The sequence below is a fragment of the Aminobacterium mobile DSM 12262 genome (assembly GCF_000526395.1).
In the GTDB taxonomy this organism is placed as follows: Bacteria; Synergistota; Synergistia; order Synergistales; family Aminobacteriaceae; genus Aminobacterium; species Aminobacterium mobile.
In genome coordinates this window covers 1361238-1378308 of record NZ_JAFZ01000001.1, presented here as the reverse complement: position 1 = coordinate 1378308, position 17071 = coordinate 1361238, and the positions used below count along the sequence as shown (strand labels likewise).

Here is a 17071-nt window from a genome sequence, read left to right as displayed (position 1 = left end):
AGAGGGATAAATGAGAAATAAGGTAATAAGGGCATACGGTGGATGCCTTGGTACCAACAGCCGAAGAAGGACGTGGCAAGCTGCGAGAAGCTGCGGCGAGGCGCAAGCGGCCTTTGACCCGCAGATGTCCGAATGGGGCAACCCACCTGGAGTAGTCCAGGTATCCCGTAAGGGAAGGAACCCGGAGAAGTGAAACATCTCAGTATCCGGAGGAAGAGAAATCGAAGAGATTCCCTAAGTAGTGGTGAGCGAACGGGGAAGAGCCTAAACCATATACATGTAAGGCTGCGGTCGTTGTGTATGTGGTGTAGAGGGGCTTTTCATGCTTAGTCCGCAGGCTAGGCGCGGAGTTATCAAGATACTTTTTAGCAGAACTGTGTTGGGAAAGCAGGCCATAGACGGTGAGAGCCCGGTATGCGACAGAGAGTATCCTCCGAGAAGAGATCCCGAGTAGGCCGGAGCACGTGGAATTCCGGTTGAATCAGGGTGGACCATCATCCAAGGCTAAATACTGTTGGTGACCGATAGTGGATGAGTACCGAGAGGGAAGGGTGAAAAGCACCCCTGGCGGGGAGTGAAATAGACCTGAACCCGTATGCCTACAAGCAATCGGAGCAAGAGATGCCGCGAGGCATTGAATGTGACGGTGTGCCTTTTGTAAAATGAGCCGGCGAGTTATTAGACGTAGCGAGGTTAAGGTGCGTATGTGCACTGGAGCCGTAGGGAAACCGAGTCTGAATAGGGCGCAAGTTTCGTTTAATAGACCCGAAGCCGCACGATCTATCCATGGCCAGGTTGAAGTCCGGGTGAAGCCGGATGGAGGACCGAACCAGTTTCTGTTGAAAAAGATTTGGATGAGCTGTGGATCGGAGTGAAAAGCTAATCGAGTGCGGTGATAGCTGGTTCTCCCCGATATGCATTGAGGTGCAGCCTTACGGAATTGAGATATGGGGGTAGAGCACTGGATGGACGCGGGGGACTGGGGTCCTACCAAATTCAACCAAACTTCGAATACCATATTTTGTACCGTAGGAGTGAGACTACGGGTGAGAAGGTCCGTGGTCGTGAGGGAAACAGCCCAGACCGTCAGCTAAGGTCCCAAAGCGTATGCTAAGTGTGGCAAGGATGTGAGAGTGCCTGGACAGCCAGGAGGTTGGCTTAGAAGCAGCCACCCTTTAAAGAGTGCGTAACAGCTCACTGGTCGAGGACTTTTGCGCCGAGAATGTAGGGGGCTAAGCATACTGCCGAAGCTGCGGGATATGTGCAAGAGTGTATATATCGGTAGGGGAGCGTTCCATACGGGGTGAAGCAGAGCCGTGAGGTCATGTGGACTGTATGGAAGTGAGAATGCTGGCATGAGTAACGCGAAGTGCGTGAGAAACGTACTCACCGGAAGCCCAAGGGTTCCTGGGGAAGGTTCATCCGCCCAGGGTTAGGCGGGACCTAAGGCGAGGCCGAGAGGCGTAGTCGATGGATAGCAGGTAGATATTCCTGTCCCAGCCAATGAGCGTTAATACCGAAGGGGTGACACAGAAAGCTAGGTGATCCGGGTGATGGAAGTCCCGGTCCAAGGGTGTAGGGAGTTTCCGCAGGCAAATCCGCGGGAATAATTCTGAGACCTGATGGGGAGGCCCTACGGGGTCGAAGTCATTGAAGCTCGGCTGTCGAGAAAAGCCTCTAGGGAGTTTGTTGGTTGCTCGTACCCGAAACCGACACAGGTGGGCTAGCTGAGGAAGCTAAGGTGAGCGGGAAAACCCTCGTTAAGGAACTCTGCAAGTTGACCCCGTAACTTCGGGAGAAGGGGTGCCACTCTGGTGAAATATAATCATATGGAGCTAAGGGTGGTCGCAGAAACCAGGCTCAGGCGACTGTTTACTAAAAACACAGGTCTCTGCATAAGGCGTAAGCCGAAGTATAGGGACTGACACCTGCCCGGTGCTGGAAGGTTAAATGGAGAGGTTAGCGTAAGCGAAGCCTTGATATGAAGCCCCAGTAAACGGCGGCCGTAACTATAACGGTCCTAAGGTAGCGAAATTCCTTGTCGGGTAAGTTCCGACCTGCACGAATGGTGTAACGATCTGAGCACTGTCTCAACGAGGGACCCGGTGAAATTGTGGTACTGGTAAAGACGCCAGTTACCTGTGGTGGGACGGGAAGACCCCGTGGAGCTTTACTGTAGCCTGATATTGGATTTTGGTCTGTCATGTACAGGATAGGTGGGAGGCGTAGAATGGAGGGCGTCAGCCTTTCAGGAGCCGTTGTTGGGATACCACCCTTGACATACCGAAGTTCTAACTGTTGAGTCTGAATCGGCTGGCAGGACATTGTCAGGTGGGCAGTTTGACTGGGGCGGTCGCCTCCTAAAGAGTAACGGAGGCGCGCAAAGGTCACCTCAGGGCGTATGGAAACCGCCCATAGAGAGCGCAAAGGTATAAGGTGGCTTGACTGTGAGAGAGACATCTCGAGCAGGAACGAAAGTTGGTCTTAGTGATCCGGCGGTACCGAGTGGAAGGGCCGTCGCTCAACGGATAAAAGCTACCCCGGGGATAACAGGCTGATCTTGCCCGAGAGTTCCTATCGACGGCAAGGTTTGGCACCTCGATGTCGGCTCGTCGCATCCTGGGGCTGAAGCAGGTCCCAAGGGTTGGTCTGTTCGCCCATTAAAGCGGTACGTGAGCTGGGTTTAGAACGTCGTGAGACAGTTCGGTCCCTATCCACCATAGGCGTAGGGTATTTGAGGAGATCTGCTTCTAGTACGAGAGGACCGAAGTGGACGAACCTCTGGTGTACCGGTTGTAGCGCCAGCTGCATAAGCCGGGTAGCTATGTTCGGGTCGGATAACCGCTGAAGGCATCTAAGCGGGAAGCCGCCTCCAAGATGAGATACCCCATTCCGAGAGGAAGTAAGGTGTCCTGAAGATGACAGGATAGATAGGCCGGGAGTGTACGAGCTGTGAGGCTTTGAGCTGACCGGTACTAATACGCCGAGGCCTTATTCTCATTTATCCATTGGTTTCCCTTTTATTTTCATGTTGAAGAGCAGGGAGCATATAGATTTTGGATCTCTGGTGGTCAGAGCGGAGGTGTTACACCCGGTTCCATGCCGAACCCGGAAGTTAAGCCCTCCAGCGCCCATGGTACTGCAGAGGCTATCTGTGGGAGAGTAGGTCGCCGCCAGAGATCTTTTTTTATGCCTGCATCACGCCTTCACGTTCTGGCATTTCATACACCACACCGGCAAAAACATAAATCTCATCCAGAGTGTAACAATGTAACGCCTCTCCCTAATACTCTTCCTTGACCTGCGATACAAGAGAGCTTTCGAGTGAAGACAGAATGTCGGTGTATTCTACCTTTTCGTTGCCACTTACGAACACGCTTCCAATGCGCAGTTTCGCTTTGCAACATTGAGGCAAAGGCGTTCCCTCTGCCTGACATCTGACTTACCTTCTGGAATGGTAGAGAACTGACAAAAAGCGTGTAAAGAAACGAAAAGAACAAAAAAAGTATTCCCCTTCACTGAAACGATCATTATATAAGTACTACTTCCCTTAAGTCCTCCTATCCCATGTTTTCTATAAAGAAAATAATCTCTTAATATGTTATTCTTTATTATATTATTTATAGCTTTTCTATATCTTTCTTTACATGTGGTGATATTGTGTTTTTAGATGGGAGAACATGGAAAAACTTTTCTGCTTTTCTTTTGAAAGACGAAGTGATAGGACCTCTTATTAAGAATAATTATGAAAAATATCGTCGTACATCCTTTTCTATTGCCGAGTTTTTACATCTTTCGCCAGGGTTAGAAGATCGCCTTCTTGCTCTCATGCGAATGTTTACGCAGCTTCCTATTGTTTTTTTGCCTCTTTCCCCTCCTAATAAAGAGGCGTTGGCTTTTTTTACTATGGAACAGATAGAACGGTTAGACATTCTTCCTCTCTCATGTATTCCTGAAAAAAATGAACTTCAAATAGCTCTTTTTGACCCTTTTAACTCAGATAAACTCCGTTATATACATAAAGCGACCCATATGAACCTTAAACTTTTTTTAGCTCCTCTCTCCCAGATCCGCAAAATCGTTTATGGCCTCCAAGGTAATAAAGAAGGGGAAGTAAGCTTATCATCTCCTAACTCAGTTGTATGTTTTGTAGATTCTATTATCGAAAAAGCTTTAACAAGTAGAGCCTCTGATATACATGTAGAACCTTTCGCAGATTTTAGCCGCATCCGTTATAGAGTTGATGGATGTTGCTACCCCATGTATGTCTTTTCTCCTGATTTTCACCCATCTGTGATTTCTCGAATAAAGTTGCTTGCATCTATGGATATAGCAGAAAAGAGACTTCCTCAAGATGGCCGTTTTTGTCTCCATCCATCTCTGTCCATGCCTATAGATGTCAGAGTTTCCTCTTTACCGACGCTCTACGGAGAAAAATTAGTTCTTCGTCTCCTGGACCCATCGGTATCTCCTGAGAATATTGAAAAATTAGGACTTGGCAGTAGTGAACTCGATCAACTAAGAAATATTCTCAATAAAGGAGAAGGAATGTTTCTTGTTACAGGACCTACTGGGAGTGGGAAATCAACAACTTTGCACGCTTTAATTGACGAAATGAATGCCGATGTTCTGAATATAACAACTGTGGAAGATCCTGTAGAACGTACACATGAAGGTGTAACACAAGTACAGGTAGACGAAAAAACAGGTCGTTCTTTTCATTCTATTTTGCGCTCGATTCTGCGACAAGATCCTGACGTTATTATGGTCGGTGAGATTCGGGATCCTGAAACAGCGCAGCTTGCCATGAGAGCAGCACTTACGGGGCATTTCGTTTTATCTTCTCTTCACACGGAGGATGCAGCAAGTGCTCCTTTGCGCCTGATGGAAATGGGAGTTCCTCCATTTCTAGTTGTATCGGCTCTAAAAGCAGTTCTTTCTCAGCGACTGATACGTCTTCTTTGCCCTTATTGCAAAGAAGTTCTTTCTGATATAGACGCGGGTAAAAAATACACAGCGAGAGGATGTCATTATTGTCAAGGGACTGGATATAAAGGAAGGACTGGAGTTTTTGAACTCATGTTTATAACTCAAAATGTACGTCGTCTTCTTTTGCAAGAAGAGCCGACGCAGTTACTTCATGTTCAGGCTAAGAAAGAAGGAATGAAAACTTTGAGCGAGAATGCAATGGAAAAAGTGTATTTAGGAGAAACGTCCGTGGAAGAAATTTCTCTGCTTTAAAGGGAGGTTAAGAGAAAGGTGATTTTCCGGTATCGTGCTCGTTCGACTTCAAATGGAGAACGAATTTCGAGTGGCTCTATACAAGCTTCATCAAAGAAAGACGCAGCACAAAAACTTCAAGCACAAGGCCTTATGCCTGTCTACTTGAGGCGACATGTATCAGCGGAATTTTTTTCTTTCCCTTCAAGGGGTAGACGCCGTCTTTCTTCTCGTTTCTTAGCAAACTTTTTTTCTCAACTTTCCTCTATCCTGCAAGCAGGGGGGAATATCTCATTAGCTCTTGTTGTAATAGAGCAAGAGTGCTCCAAAGCTTCTTTTATTCCGTTTATTAAAGATTTGAGAGTAAATTTAGAGAAGGGGTTGGCGTTCAGCGATAGCTTATATGAAAGTGCTTTTTTGCCTCCTGGAGTTGTTCCTATTGTAAAGGCCGGAGAAGAAAGTGGAGAACTTCCTAAAATGCTATCGCAATTGTCGCTTTTCTTTGAACAAAAGATTGATTTTCATCGGAAGCTTTTTACAGCATGGCTTTATCCCGCTTTTATAGGAATTTTAGCTTGTTTTGTCTTTGGAATTCTTTTTAATAAGGTCTTACCTGAAATAGAGGATTTTTTAAAAAGACTGAATATCCCTCTTCCTAAAATAACGAGGCTTATTATTTTTTTATCAGAGAGACGGAAATTTATAGGGCTATTAACGTTGATGTTTTTGGTATTTTCTGTGGTTATCTGGCACTATTTCAGAAAAGGGTTTCCCTTTGATCGTTTTCATTATCAGAGATTTTCTATCAGTTTTTTTAGGAAAAAATTTTTATTGGTCCGAAGCCTGTATATATTGGCAGCTCTTTTAGAGGCGGGAATGCCCTTGTTAAAAGCTATTCACTTGACAGGAAATGCTACCGGTCATGAGGGAGTCCAAAGAATCTGGGAGGAAGTGGCTCAGAAACTTGGTCAGGGAGTCCCCCTGGGGAGAGCTCTTCGAGAGCACTCTTTTTTCCCTTCCGCCTTTGCTCCGCTGGTTTCTTTAGGGGAACAGACAGGCACTCTGCAATGGGTGATTCAAAAAGAAGCAGAACAAAATAAGAAGAGCCTCGCTACAGATTTCAAGAGGGTTGAAGTCCTTATGGAGCCTGTCCTTACACTTGTAATCGGCATTTTTGTTCTCATTATGGTTGTAGCTCTGTTTATGCCTCTTATGAGAGCTGTGCATAGTCTTGTGTTGTAACAAATTTATAGGGAAAGGAGCGAATATAGCAAAGTGAAAGGATTTAAAGGAAAAACAGAGGGGTTTTCGTTAATAGAACTGCTTGTGGTTCTCATGATCATGGGGCTCTTATCAGGGGGGGTAATGATTGCAGCTTCTCGGGCTATGGCTTCTGCGGAGGCGATTCGAATTATATCTGATTTAAGATCTATTAAAGTTGCTTATCTTATGTTTTCTATGGAAGAAGATGCAGAAATTAATGATCCATCTACTTTTGATATAACGTGCCTTGAAACGTATCTTGATAGAAAAATGCAGGCCGAATCTTTTTCTTTGTATGGAAATGAGGAAAACCTTTTTATAGGTTGCGGTCCCATAAAAAAGAAAGTTTCTCGGTACATAGAACAACGGGCGGAAGAAAATGGACTATACGGCTCATCCAGCTCTTCGGAAGAGCCCCAAACACCCTATGTAAGTGGTGAAGAACCTTGGGTATGGATAAGGGTTATGTAACTGAAGACGAGAAAAAGTCTGAAGGTTTTATCTTTGTCGAAGCCTTAATAGGTCTTTTAATAGGTTCTCTTCTTTTAACGAGTGTGTTTTATACTCTTGCCAATACTATGGCTTTCATTTCTCGAAACCATAAATCTTTCGTTGGTTGCTGGGCTGCTCATTACGTAGCGGAATATGGCTGAGATGAGGACAACTTTTCCTCTCCAGATTTAGGCTTTTGGATTGAGAAGAAGCTTGTAAATTCTTGCAATATCATAGTTTCAGTTTTTTCTTGCTCATTTGTAGAAGGGGACCTGAAAAATCATGAAAAAATTTATGAACTTTCAATCTGGAGATAGAAGGAAATATTATGGTTTATGTCTTCCGGAAGTTCTTGTGGCCCTCTTCGTAGGAGCGATGGTAAGCACAGCTTTATTATGGGGCTGGCGAGGAATGTCTGATTGTGTGTCTCTTATGGTTTTAGAAAGAAAAACGCAAGTAAAGACGGCTCATGCTATAGCTCTTTTAATGCCTAAAGTTCTTAATGGAGCCTTGGGGATTCCTGGAGCGCCAGAAGAGTACCAAAAGACCTTTAGTGATATACCCGCTCTTGGAGCATGGAGAAAACCAGTAACTATTGTTCCGAACAATAGAGCTCAGAACCTTGGCATTGACTGGGGAGATGAGCTTCGAATAGTTTATGCCGTTCCTACTGCCAATAAAGTACAGTCAGTTTTTCCAGAAAAACAAGAGGTGGTTCTCTCTGTTCCTCCTTCACCTAATAAGCTTAGAGGTACGACAGGAAAAGCAGGAAAAACTTTTAATTGGGTGATTTTCCCAGGAGCTTCCCGCCCTTTGCGATTGAAGGGAATACGGGGAAGAATATTACAATTATCCGAATTGAGTGAAGATGTTGCAAGTATCCCAGTTGGTGCTTCCTTACATTTGCTTAGAGCTGCCAAAATATATGTAAAGATGGGACCAAGTGGAGGTCCAGAGCTATATTGTCACGATGTTACATATCAAAACTCGCAACCAGTGGTAAGCGGCATAGAAAAAGCATCTTTTGCTTATAACGAGGAGAAAGGAGTTCTAGAAGTTTGCTTTTTAGTAAAGCACAAAAAAAAGAGCCAAGAAGTAAACACTGTCTTTCGACTGCGCAATATGCCTCTAAAAGCGGAGGATTTGTAGTAATAGTGATATTAATCTCTTTGACTTATTTTTCCATGTTAATCCCTTGGTTCTATTCTTTCTTGGAAGACAATCTATGGATGACTGATGTTGTGGATATCTGGGTAAAACTTTATCACAGCTCTCTTTTTGGAGTATATCAAGGAATTCACTGGATCAAAACATATTACCAACAAGGGAAAGAATGGATTTTTTATGCTAGGAAAGAAGGGGTACCTCCTTATAATTTGTTACCCCCTGAATATGAAATTTTGCATCTTAATGGAGTAGAGGTACAAGTTGTAGCTTTGGATTGTGGTGTTTATTACGAAGATCGTGAAAAATGGATGCCTCCATATTTCGGATCATCTCAGGATGATCAATATATATGGTTTTGTTCTAAAGGGAGGAAGGGATCAACAGCTATAAAGGTGGAGTGTCTAGTGCATTACCCTACCTGTAGAAGTATCTATTGGTCTTTTGGAAACCTTTAAAGAGAGGTGATTTTTTTGTGGAACTTCCCTTGGGGGAAAAAATGGAAGAAAATTCCCCTAACTGGGGTTTCTATAGAGAAACGGGTGGTTCGATATATTCATCTAGACTGGGAAAAAGGGCAACTGCATGTTAAGCAAGCATTAAAGTTGCCATCCCCAAAGGAAAAGAATATTTTTGATCGGACACAGGATTGGCTCTCTCTTTTCTTGTCCTTGAAAAAGGAATCGTTTCTACCGCTGAATCCGTTAATGAACATAAGTTTTATGCTAAAGGAAACGGCTTTGCATACTTTGTGTTTCCCTTTAATGTCTCATAAAGAATTGCGAGAGGCTTTCAAATGGGAGTTTCAACGAATTTTTGGGATGGGCTTAGATGATACGTGTAGAGACAGTGTTGCTCTAGAGCTGTCCGGTGGGCGGAAGGGACAACATTGTTTTCTTACTGCGGCTATAAAGAAATGTCATGTTTTGAAACTTATGAAAATTTTAAAAAAATCTCGAATAGGTGCAGCTTGCCTTGAACCTCCTCAAATAAGTCTTTTACGAGCCTTTAAAGGAATCGATTCTTTAGAGAGAGAGCCAATGGTGCTTGCTTTTCGAGCTGAAGATGAAGAAAAAATAATGTCTCTTATCATTTCTGAAAATGAAGATATACGAAGTGCTATTCTCCCTTTAAAAGAAACAGTGGAACAGATTCACATGGAAGTAGCTCTGTGCGAAAAAGATATTCAAAATCTTTCGGGACAGTACTGGCTTAGGGGGTGCAAAGACATGGAGAATGAAATTACGCAAATTCTTCCTTCGTTTATACCAGCACTATCTCCATGGAAGAAATGGGAAATAGAAAAAAATGGGTTTGATTTAGATGGTTTTGAAGTCGCAGTGGGTGTAGCGTTGAGGGATTTCTCATGAGTTTATCTATGGATTTGCTTCCATCTTATGTAAAAGTCAGAAAAAGAGACCTCCTTAACAAATGGGGAGAAGGGATTATGTGGGGCGTGGTTGCATTTTTTACTTTTTCCTTGGGATTTGCCTTGCATAACGGAAAGAAATGCGGAATGAAAATGGAGAAAAATATAGGATACATGCAGGATAAAATAGCCCAGATGGCGATTTTGCAAAAAGAGTTAGATCACCAATATACGGTATTATGTTCTGAATGTAAAAACTGGATCTCGTTTTTTCAACAATCAAGATTTTTATACGGGCATTTTTTAGAGACTCTCACAAGCAATCTTCCCGATTCGGTTTTTCTTAAAGAAATTTCTTTTGACCAAAAGTCTGTTCTTTTGGTAGGAGAGGGTAGAGGTGATGAGATATTGTTGTGGAGAGATTCTCTTTCTGAGTTTTTCCCTTCAGAAGAGATATGCTGCCCTCTCCTCTCGTGGGAAGGTGATTTTGCTCTGTTTAAAATGGAAATAGCCCAGAGTAAGAGATGCGAGCGATCTCATTGAAGAGAAGTTCACTGTATCTGCGTTTTTTCAAGGGGACATGGGGGGTATTTATTTTCGTCTGTTTTTTTATTTTATGTTGCATGGTTGTGAGACAAAAAACAGCGAGGACGCGATTGCTACAAGTAAGCCTTCAAAAGCAACGAATAGAGGAAAAGGTTGCGTGTTTAATGCAGCAAGTCTCTCTTTACGAAAAAATCTTAAAGCAAGTTGAAGAAAAGTATAAAAGAGAGACAATTTCTTCCCCGAGCCCGAGAAAGAGACTTTATGATCTGGCAAAAAAATGTGGGTTGACTATTGCAAGGTTTTACGAAGATCAGAAGGAACCGAATCTTGTACGTATGGAATGTAGAGGGCTCTACTCTCAGTGTGTCGATTTTATTAAAGAAAGCGAAAAACTTTATGGCTTAGTACATTTACAGCAAGGGGAGCTATATCCCTGTCGAGAAGAAGTTTTTTTACACATTTCATTTGTTATAAGAAAGATAGGTGAAAAACAAAGTGGCAGTAAAATATAGTCTATGGAAATTTTTATTTCTACTCAGTTTCCTTAGTGGTTCTTTTGTTTTTTTATATTTAGGTTATATCTGGTTCCCTCAAAATATCGCAGTTTATGGTGATGTGATGGAATCAAAAAAGGCTCAGATTCCTCAATGTAACGAAATTTCACATGAAGACGAGCAATATATAAAAACTCTTGCTACTTTTCTTCGTTGTGAAGTAGAAAAAAAAGGGAATAGAGAGCAACTTTTTGCACTCCCACGAAAACTCTCCCCATTTATAAGCTTCCGAAGAGAATCTTTAGAAAAACGAAAGGAAGAGGAAGCTTCTCATCCTCTTATACGCATCTCTGGCGTTCTACTGGGGGAGGGGGGGAATTTATCCCTCGTGGATATGTTGTCTAGCGGAGAAGAGGGTACCATTGTAAGAGAAAAAGAAGTGCTAGGAGACCAAGAGGTAGTGTTCCGTCGCATCTCCATAGATAATGTGGAATTAGAGGTAGGGGGACAGCATTCATTTGTGGCGATAGGGGAAAAATGGGAAGATTCTTCTTTTCAAGGTGTTGAGGGTCATTGATATTATTAAAAAAAGAATATGTTTCTTTCATGAAAAAATCTATCTTTTTTATTTTTGTTTGTATCTGTACAAGTAGTGTGGCTTGGTGTGAAGTTTTCCCTACTATGCTTGGGGTTAAAGTTAAACAGATAGGGGATCAGAAGGTTTGTATGGAAGTATCGGGTATTTCCTTACCATTTCCAGAGATACGTAACAGTGGAGAAGGAGAAAGTCTATTGAAATGGTCAGGAGTCCTTCTCCCTGCAAAAAAGTGGGAGAAAGATTATCCTTTCTCTCTATTGTTTTCAGTTCGGGCCTGGGAGGAGAATGGCCATACTTTTATGAATTTATTACACGAAGATGGCATGCACATTTTCCTCAAGGATGGGGGGAATGGAAAGAAGCATATCTCTCTTGTAAAAATATTACAAAAGGAGAGGGGGCCTCTTATACAGAAAAGAAAAGAAACTACAAATTTTTCTGAGTACTCGAAACCGATCTCACTCTCTTTAAGAGAAGTGAGCCTTACGGATGTTTTCCGTCTTTTTGCGGAGTTTTGGGGTGTGAATTTACTCCTCGATGATTCTGTTCCTCAGAAGAATATAACCCTTACTCTTAAAAATCTTCCTGCCGATGTAGCTTTCGGATATATATTAAAGACTCAAGGTCTTCGCTTTGCTACTCTCGGTGATACAACTCTATGGATTGGGTCATCTGAGGATCTTGGTAAAAAACTGGGGATGGTTAGAACAAAAGCGTATCATTTAGCCTATAGCGATGTAATTCAGGTCAGGAACATAATTATGCGTCTTACAGGTTTACGTAAAGTAGTTGAAGATAAAAGAAGGAACTTTCTTTACATTACGGCGGTAGAAGATGATCTTTTAAAGGTTGAAGAGTTGCTTTCAGTTATTGATCATCCCGGGAAACAAGTCATGATTGAAGCTCGAATAGTAGAGGTGTCTGACCGAGCGGGGGAAGAAGTCGCTTCATGTATCGACTCAATTTATCGTCATTGGCTTTTAGAGTATCAAGGAGGAGGCAGCCCCGGAAAGATAAGGTATCAGTACAGCTCTGGAGAAAAGGATTCTTCTGTAGTAGAACCTTTAACAGGTACTATGAGGAAACTTGATGCCCTTCTATCTATGTTAGAAAAAGAAGAGAAAGGACATGTTCTGGCCGAGCCATCGGTTATTGCTGTAGAGGGAACTAAGGCGAAAATTCGTCTTGTTCAGAAGTATCCCTACGTTTCTGTCCGCGACGAAGCTGGCAATCCTTCTTATGTTTCCGAAGAAGTGGGGCCTCAGTTGGAAATGACTCCTTTCATAGGAAAAGATCAGATAGTTACAATAGATTTAGCTATTCGAACGGGGGAAGTATTGTCATGGCGAGAGGGAGCAAGGGGAGAAACCTATCCAGAGACGAGTACCAGAGAAGTTGAAACTACTGTTAGGATTCGTGACGGAGAGCCTTTCGTCATAGGGGGTCTTTTCAAGGAACAGAAACGGGAAAATCATTATAAAGTTCCAGTTTTGGGAGATGTACCTTTTCTAGGGACAATGTTTGCTTCTCATAACACTGAGAAGGAAAAAAATGAAGTAATTGTGATTGTCATTCCACATATTCTTCATGTTTCTAATTCCGCCCCTTGACTAAACAGGGAGTCCTCCTTATAATGTCTGAGTGCTGGCCGGGCTGGCGGAATAGGTAGACGCACGGGACTTAAAATCCTGGGGACCGAAAAGTCCGTGCGGGTTCGAGTCCCGCGTCCGGCACCATAAAAGAATTCGTCGAGTTTTTGTTTTAGGTAAAACTACATCGCGGGGTGGAGCAGTCAGGAAGCTCGTCGGGCTCATAACCCGAAGGTCGCAGGTTCAAATCCTGCCCCCGCAACCATTTTTTTAGGCGGTGTAGCTCAGATGGCTAGAGCATGCGGTTCATACCCGCAGTGTCACTGGTTCGATTCCAGTCACCGCCACCAATATTTAAAAATAATAGGCGGGAGCCATGTCTCCCGCCGTTTTTGTTTCACCTCGTATTAGTGGAGGTGGAGTGATGAATGGTGTGAAAAGCGTAGACAAAGATCTTCCCTTCGAAATGTCCTTATCATATTTACGTCGCCGCTTTTGGGCTATAGCCCAAAAGCAAGGCTGGGCAGATAAAAAAGGCCCGGCAGTGGTCGCTGTCTCAGGCGGTAGCGACTCCGTGGCCCTCCTGTGGTTTTTTGTTCAATTTTGGCCTTATGAAGTTATCGTAGCCCATTTGGAACATGGAATTCGAGATCAGAGCTCTCTAGATGATGCGGTTTTTGTCCGCCATCTAGGAGAGGGGTGGGGTTGTCGAGTATGTATAGAACATTCTTCTGTGCCAGATCTTCTTCGTAAGGGAGAATCTGTAGAGGAGGGAGCTCGAAGGATCCGCTACGATTTTTTAAGACGTGTGGCTCAAAAACATAATGCCGTAATAATAGCACTAGGCCACACGGCTAATGATGTAGCAGAGACAGTTCTTTTTAATATATGCCGAGGGACAGGCCCGTCTGGACTTGTGGGAATTCCAGAAGTGCGTGGTCTTTTTGTTCGGCCCCTCATAAATTGGTGGCGTGACGAATTAAGAGAGCTTATATCTTCTCGAGGAATTTCCTGGAGAGAAGATATAACGAACGTTGACGTTACTTATACAAGGAATCGAATTCGCCTCGAAATCCTACCTCTTTTGGAACGAACAGTAAATTCAGCTACTCGAAAGCATCTAGTAGCGTTGGCAAAAGATATGCAGGAGTATAGAACGGAAGAGGAGGAAACCGGACAGGCTCTTTTGTTAGAAGGAAGACGGGATTTCCCACTAGCTCAATATGCGGCGGATGTTTCTTTTGCTCGTTCTTTATCGAAACGAGATCTGGCCTGGTTTATCCGTGCAGTAGGTCGAGATCTTCGCCTTAAAGCTCTTCCAAGGCATCGTCTCACAAATCTCATTGATACTATCAAAAAATCTGGACGATGGCTTTTCCAGTGGGAAAAAGAAAGTTTTGTATATTGTGGATCTGATTTTATAGTATGGATAAATCCTAAAGTCCTGTATAATACTCTCGCTGAAGATCAAGAAATTCTCCTAGAAGGAGAGGGTTGTAGTTTCAGATGGGGAAGATGGAGTGTGGAATGGGAGAAGGTTCGCTCTTTACCCCCGATCAAAAAATATCCTCTTTCTTCTAGATGTGTTATATATTCTTTACAAGAGGGCAAAAATTTTCGTATTACTACTGTCTCCGCTATCAGTGCCACTCTCTCTAAAGAAGAACGGAAAGCTATTCCGTGGTGGCTCTTTGATCTCTGGCCTGTTTTAGAAGGTCCTGGCGGATGGCGTTGGATACCACAATGGGGGGCTTCACATAATGTAGTGAAAGAAGAAGGCCCCTGGATCATTTTTAAGCTGACGCTTCTGGCTTCAGCCCTGGAAGGGGAACGGTAGAATGAACTATGTAGTGTCGGAAGTGCTCCTGTCGAAGGATACCATATCGAAAAAGGTACAGGAGCTTGGGGAACAGATCGCTCAAGATTATGCTGGAGAAGATTTGGTAACAGTGGGGATATTGAAAGGAGCCGTTGTTTTCCTTTCTGATCTCGTTCGTCATATTGAAAATAATGTGAATGTTATCATGGATTTTATGGCGGTATCTTCCTACGGGGACTCCACGAAAACCTGTGGTGTTGTTAAAATAAACAAGGATATTGATACGAGTATTAAAGGGAAACATGTTCTTATCGTAGAAGACATTGTAGATACAGGCCTAACTCTTTCTTACCTCATTCGATTGATGAAGGAGCGTCATCCTAAAAGTGTTCGTGTGTGTGTTCTTCTTGATAAGATGGAGCGGCGTAAAGTTCCAGTGTCAGTAGATTATAAGGGATTTGATATTCCAGATGAATTCGTGGTAGGGTATGGGTTAGATTATGCTGGCAAATGGAGAAATCTTCCTTCAATCCACGTTGTGGATGTACAAGAATAGCCCTATAGAGGGCAATTTACTGAGAGGCGGCGATATTTAGTGGGCCGATTGATCAAGAATCTCGGGTTGTATTTGATTCTCGTTGTGCTTGTGGTCAGCTTGGTGAATGTTTTCCTTTCACCAGTTCACAACCCCCAGCAAGCAGAAGCAATTACGTACTCCGAGTTCCTGACCGCTGTGAATACGGGCCAGGTTAAAAGTGTTTCTATTAAAGACAATACTATAAGTGGACGTTTTATAGACGGCAGAAATTTCCAGGCGGAAGTAGTTGGAACTGGTGATCTTGCAAAGGAGATTGCAGCGAAGGGGGTTAATGTAGAAGTTACTCCTCCCCAGAAAACTCCGTGGTGGGCGACAATGATTTCGTCGTTCTTCCCTACCTTGTTACTTATAGGAGTATGGATATTTTTCTTATATAACATGCAGGGTGGCGGAGGTAAGGTCATGAACTTCGCTAAAAGCAAGGCAAAGCTCTTCCTTGATAATCGCCCGAAGGTAACGTTTAAGGATGTGGCGGGATGTGACGAATCGAAAGAGGAGCTCAGTGAGGTCGTTCAGTTCCTCCGTGATCCAGGGAAGTTTAAGGCGTTAGGGGCGAGGGTTCCTAAAGGAGTGTTGCTTCTGGGACCTCCGGGAACAGGGAAAACCCTTCTCGCTCGAGCTGTAGCTGGAGAGGCTGACGTACCCTTCTTTAGTGTCAGTGGCTCCGATTTTGTAGAAATGTTTGTTGGGGTTGGGGCTGCGCGTGTGCGAGATCTTTTTGAGCAAGCAAGAAAGTATCAGCCTTGCATTATATTTATCGATGAGATGGATGCCGTCGGTCGTCAGCGTGGAGCAGGACTTGGTGGCGGCCATGACGAGCGCGAGCAGACCTTGAACCAGTTGTTAGTGGAACTAGATGGTTTTGATGAGTCTACAGGGATTATCCTTATCGCTGCGACCAATAGGCCGGATATTCTTGATCCAGCTCTTCTCCGTCCAGGGCGGTTTGATAGGCATGTAGTTGTAGATCGCCCAGATGTAAAAGGGAGAGAGGAAATTCTAGAGGTCCACGTTCGCAATAAGAAATTAGATAAAGATGTAGACCTTGGTGTCGTAGCTCGCCGAACCCCCGGTTTTGTAGGGGCGGACCTTGCTAATTTAGTGAATGAAGCTGCTCTGCTTGCCGCAAGGGCTGGGAAGAATCTCATAACCATGGCTGAGTTTGAAGAAGGCATTGACCGAGTCATAGCTGGACCGGAACGCAAAAGTCGACTGATTAGCGACAAAGAACGACGTATCATAGCGTATCATGAGACGGGACATGCTTTGGTAGCGAAGTATCTTCCTGATTGTGATCCGGTACATAAGATATCTATTATCCCTAGAGGGCATATGGCTCTTGGATACACTCTTCAGCTTCCTGTGGAAGATCGCTTCCTTATGTCAAAGGTGGAGCTGATAAACCAGATTACAGTGCTTCTTGGCGGACGAATAGCTGAGGAACTCAATTTCGGGGATGTGACGACCGGAGCCGGTAACGATCTGGAACGAGCAACATTCATTGCTCGTAAAATGGTTACTGAATACGGTATGAGCGAGAAATTAGGTCTTGTTAAGCTTGGCCATAAACATCAGGAAGTCTTTTTGGGACGGGATATCACGGAAGATCGAAATTACAGTGATCATGTAGCCTATATGATCGATCAGGAAATAAAATTCCTTATCGATAGTTGCTATCAGAAGGCTAAAAATATATTAAGTGAAAACCAGGATCAAGTGGACCTTGTAGCAGAAGCCCTTCTTGAGAAAGAGGTTATTGAAGGGAAAGAGCTTGACCAGCTTCTTGGCATTTCTGGTGGAGAAAGTGCGGAGAGAGAAGAACCTACCCAAAATGTGGATCTAGAAGAGAAAAGTCAGGTTCGTACAGGGGCAGGAAGGCCTGGGGTTGTCGGGAATCCTGCATAAAAAGTAGAGAAGAA

The 17071-nt window shown here is 43.7% G+C and carries 13 protein-coding genes, 3 tRNA genes and 2 rRNA genes; all 18 read left to right on the top strand.

What is annotated here, in order from left to right; translation table 11 throughout:
* The first annotated feature begins 15 nt into the window (after window positions 1–15).
* The 18 genes from K360_RS0106805 (at window position 16) to ftsH (ending at window position 17057) form a co-directional block, all read left to right on the top strand.
* Window positions 16–2999: ribosomal RNA gene (locus K360_RS0106805) — 23S ribosomal RNA — on the top strand.
* 64 nt (window positions 3000–3063) lie between these two features.
* Window positions 3064–3179, top strand: a 5S ribosomal RNA gene (gene rrf / locus K360_RS0106800).
* Window positions 3180–3660: 481 nt separating this feature from the next.
* The gene (locus tag K360_RS0106790) at window positions 3661–5241 is read left to right on the top strand and encodes a GspE/PulE family protein (protein ID WP_024822415.1); all 1581 of its coding nucleotides are present in this window, start codon (window positions 3661–3663) and stop codon (window positions 5239–5241) included.
* An 18-nt stretch (window positions 5242–5259) separates the two neighbouring features.
* Window positions 5260–6462, top strand: coding sequence for a type II secretion system F family protein (locus K360_RS0106785; protein WP_024822414.1), 1203 nt, complete (start codon window positions 5260–5262; stop codon window positions 6460–6462).
* Between the two features lie 33 nt (window positions 6463–6495).
* Entirely contained in the window at window positions 6496–6954 is a 459-nt protein-coding gene (locus K360_RS0106780; protein ID WP_024822413.1) for a type II secretion system protein, read from the top strand.
* Entirely contained in the window at window positions 6936–7136 is a 201-nt protein-coding gene (locus K360_RS0106775; protein WP_024822412.1) for a hypothetical protein, read from the top strand. The genes K360_RS0106780 and K360_RS0106775 overlap by 19 nt, the downstream gene beginning before the upstream one ends.
* A gap of 121 nt (window positions 7137–7257) precedes the next feature.
* Window positions 7258–8124, top strand: coding sequence for a hypothetical protein (locus K360_RS0106770; protein ID WP_024822411.1), 867 nt, complete (start codon window positions 7258–7260; stop codon window positions 8122–8124).
* A gap of 5 nt (window positions 8125–8129) precedes the next feature.
* On the top strand, window positions 8130–8597 hold the full coding sequence (locus K360_RS0106765) for a hypothetical protein (protein ID WP_024822410.1): 468 nt from the start codon (window positions 8130–8132) through the stop codon (window positions 8595–8597).
* A 15-nt stretch (window positions 8598–8612) separates the two neighbouring features.
* The gene (locus tag K360_RS0106760; protein ID WP_024822409.1) at window positions 8613–9509 is read left to right on the top strand and encodes a hypothetical protein; all 897 of its coding nucleotides are present in this window, start codon (window positions 8613–8615) and stop codon (window positions 9507–9509) included.
* On the top strand, window positions 9506–10051 hold the full coding sequence (locus K360_RS0106755) for a hypothetical protein (RefSeq protein ID WP_024822408.1): 546 nt from the start codon (window positions 9506–9508) through the stop codon (window positions 10049–10051). Before K360_RS0106760 ends, K360_RS0106755 begins: the two co-directional genes overlap by 4 nt.
* A gap of 498 nt (window positions 10052–10549) precedes the next feature.
* Complete coding sequence (locus K360_RS0106745) at window positions 10550–11125, top strand: hypothetical protein (RefSeq protein ID WP_024822406.1); 576 nt, start codon at window positions 10550–10552, stop codon at window positions 11123–11125.
* 29 nt (window positions 11126–11154) lie between these two features.
* The gene (locus K360_RS10665) at window positions 11155–12756 is read left to right on the top strand and encodes a type IV pilus secretin PilQ (RefSeq protein WP_169728665.1); all 1602 of its coding nucleotides are present in this window, start codon (window positions 11155–11157) and stop codon (window positions 12754–12756) included.
* 37 nt (window positions 12757–12793) lie between these two features.
* Window positions 12794–12882 (top strand) — tRNA-Leu (locus K360_RS0106735).
* Between the two features lie 41 nt (window positions 12883–12923).
* A tRNA-Met gene (locus tag K360_RS0106730) sits at window positions 12924–13000 on the top strand.
* 8 nt (window positions 13001–13008) lie between these two features.
* A tRNA-Met gene (locus K360_RS0106725) sits at window positions 13009–13085 on the top strand.
* A 74-nt stretch (window positions 13086–13159) separates the two neighbouring features.
* Entirely contained in the window at window positions 13160–14572 is a 1413-nt protein-coding gene (tilS, locus tag K360_RS11030; RefSeq protein ID WP_024822404.1) for a tRNA lysidine(34) synthetase TilS, read from the top strand.
* A 1-nt stretch (window position 14573) separates the two neighbouring features.
* A complete protein-coding gene (gene hpt / locus K360_RS0106715; RefSeq protein WP_024822403.1) occupies window positions 14574–15110 on the top strand; it encodes a hypoxanthine phosphoribosyltransferase in 537 nt (178 codons plus the stop codon).
* A 39-nt stretch (window positions 15111–15149) separates the two neighbouring features.
* Window positions 15150–17057 (top strand): ATP-dependent zinc metalloprotease FtsH, encoded by a 1908-nt coding sequence (gene ftsH / locus K360_RS0106710; RefSeq protein ID WP_024822402.1) that lies wholly within the window; start codon window positions 15150–15152, stop codon window positions 17055–17057.
* The last annotated feature ends 14 nt before the right edge of the window (window positions 17058–17071 follow it).

Bases quoted from the DNA above. Each gene is read 5' to 3' on its own strand.
- K360_RS0106775 (WP_024822412.1), top strand. From the start codon at position 6,936: ATGGATAAGGGTTATGTAACTGAAGACGAGAAAAAGTCTGAAGGTTTT.
- K360_RS0106770 (WP_024822411.1), top strand. From the start codon at position 7,258: ATGAAAAAATTTATGAACTTTCAATCTGGAGATAGAAGGAAATATTAT.
- K360_RS0106755 (WP_024822408.1), top strand. From the start codon at position 9,506: ATGAGTTTATCTATGGATTTGCTTCCATCTTATGTAAAAGTCAGAAAA.
- K360_RS10665 (WP_169728665.1), top strand. From the start codon at position 11,155: ATGAAAAAATCTATCTTTTTTATTTTTGTTTGTATCTGTACAAGTAGT.
- tilS (WP_024822404.1), top strand. From the start codon at position 13,160: ATGAATGGTGTGAAAAGCGTAGACAAAGATCTTCCCTTCGAAATGTCC.
- hpt (WP_024822403.1), top strand. From the start codon at position 14,574: ATGAACTATGTAGTGTCGGAAGTGCTCCTGTCGAAGGATACCATATCG.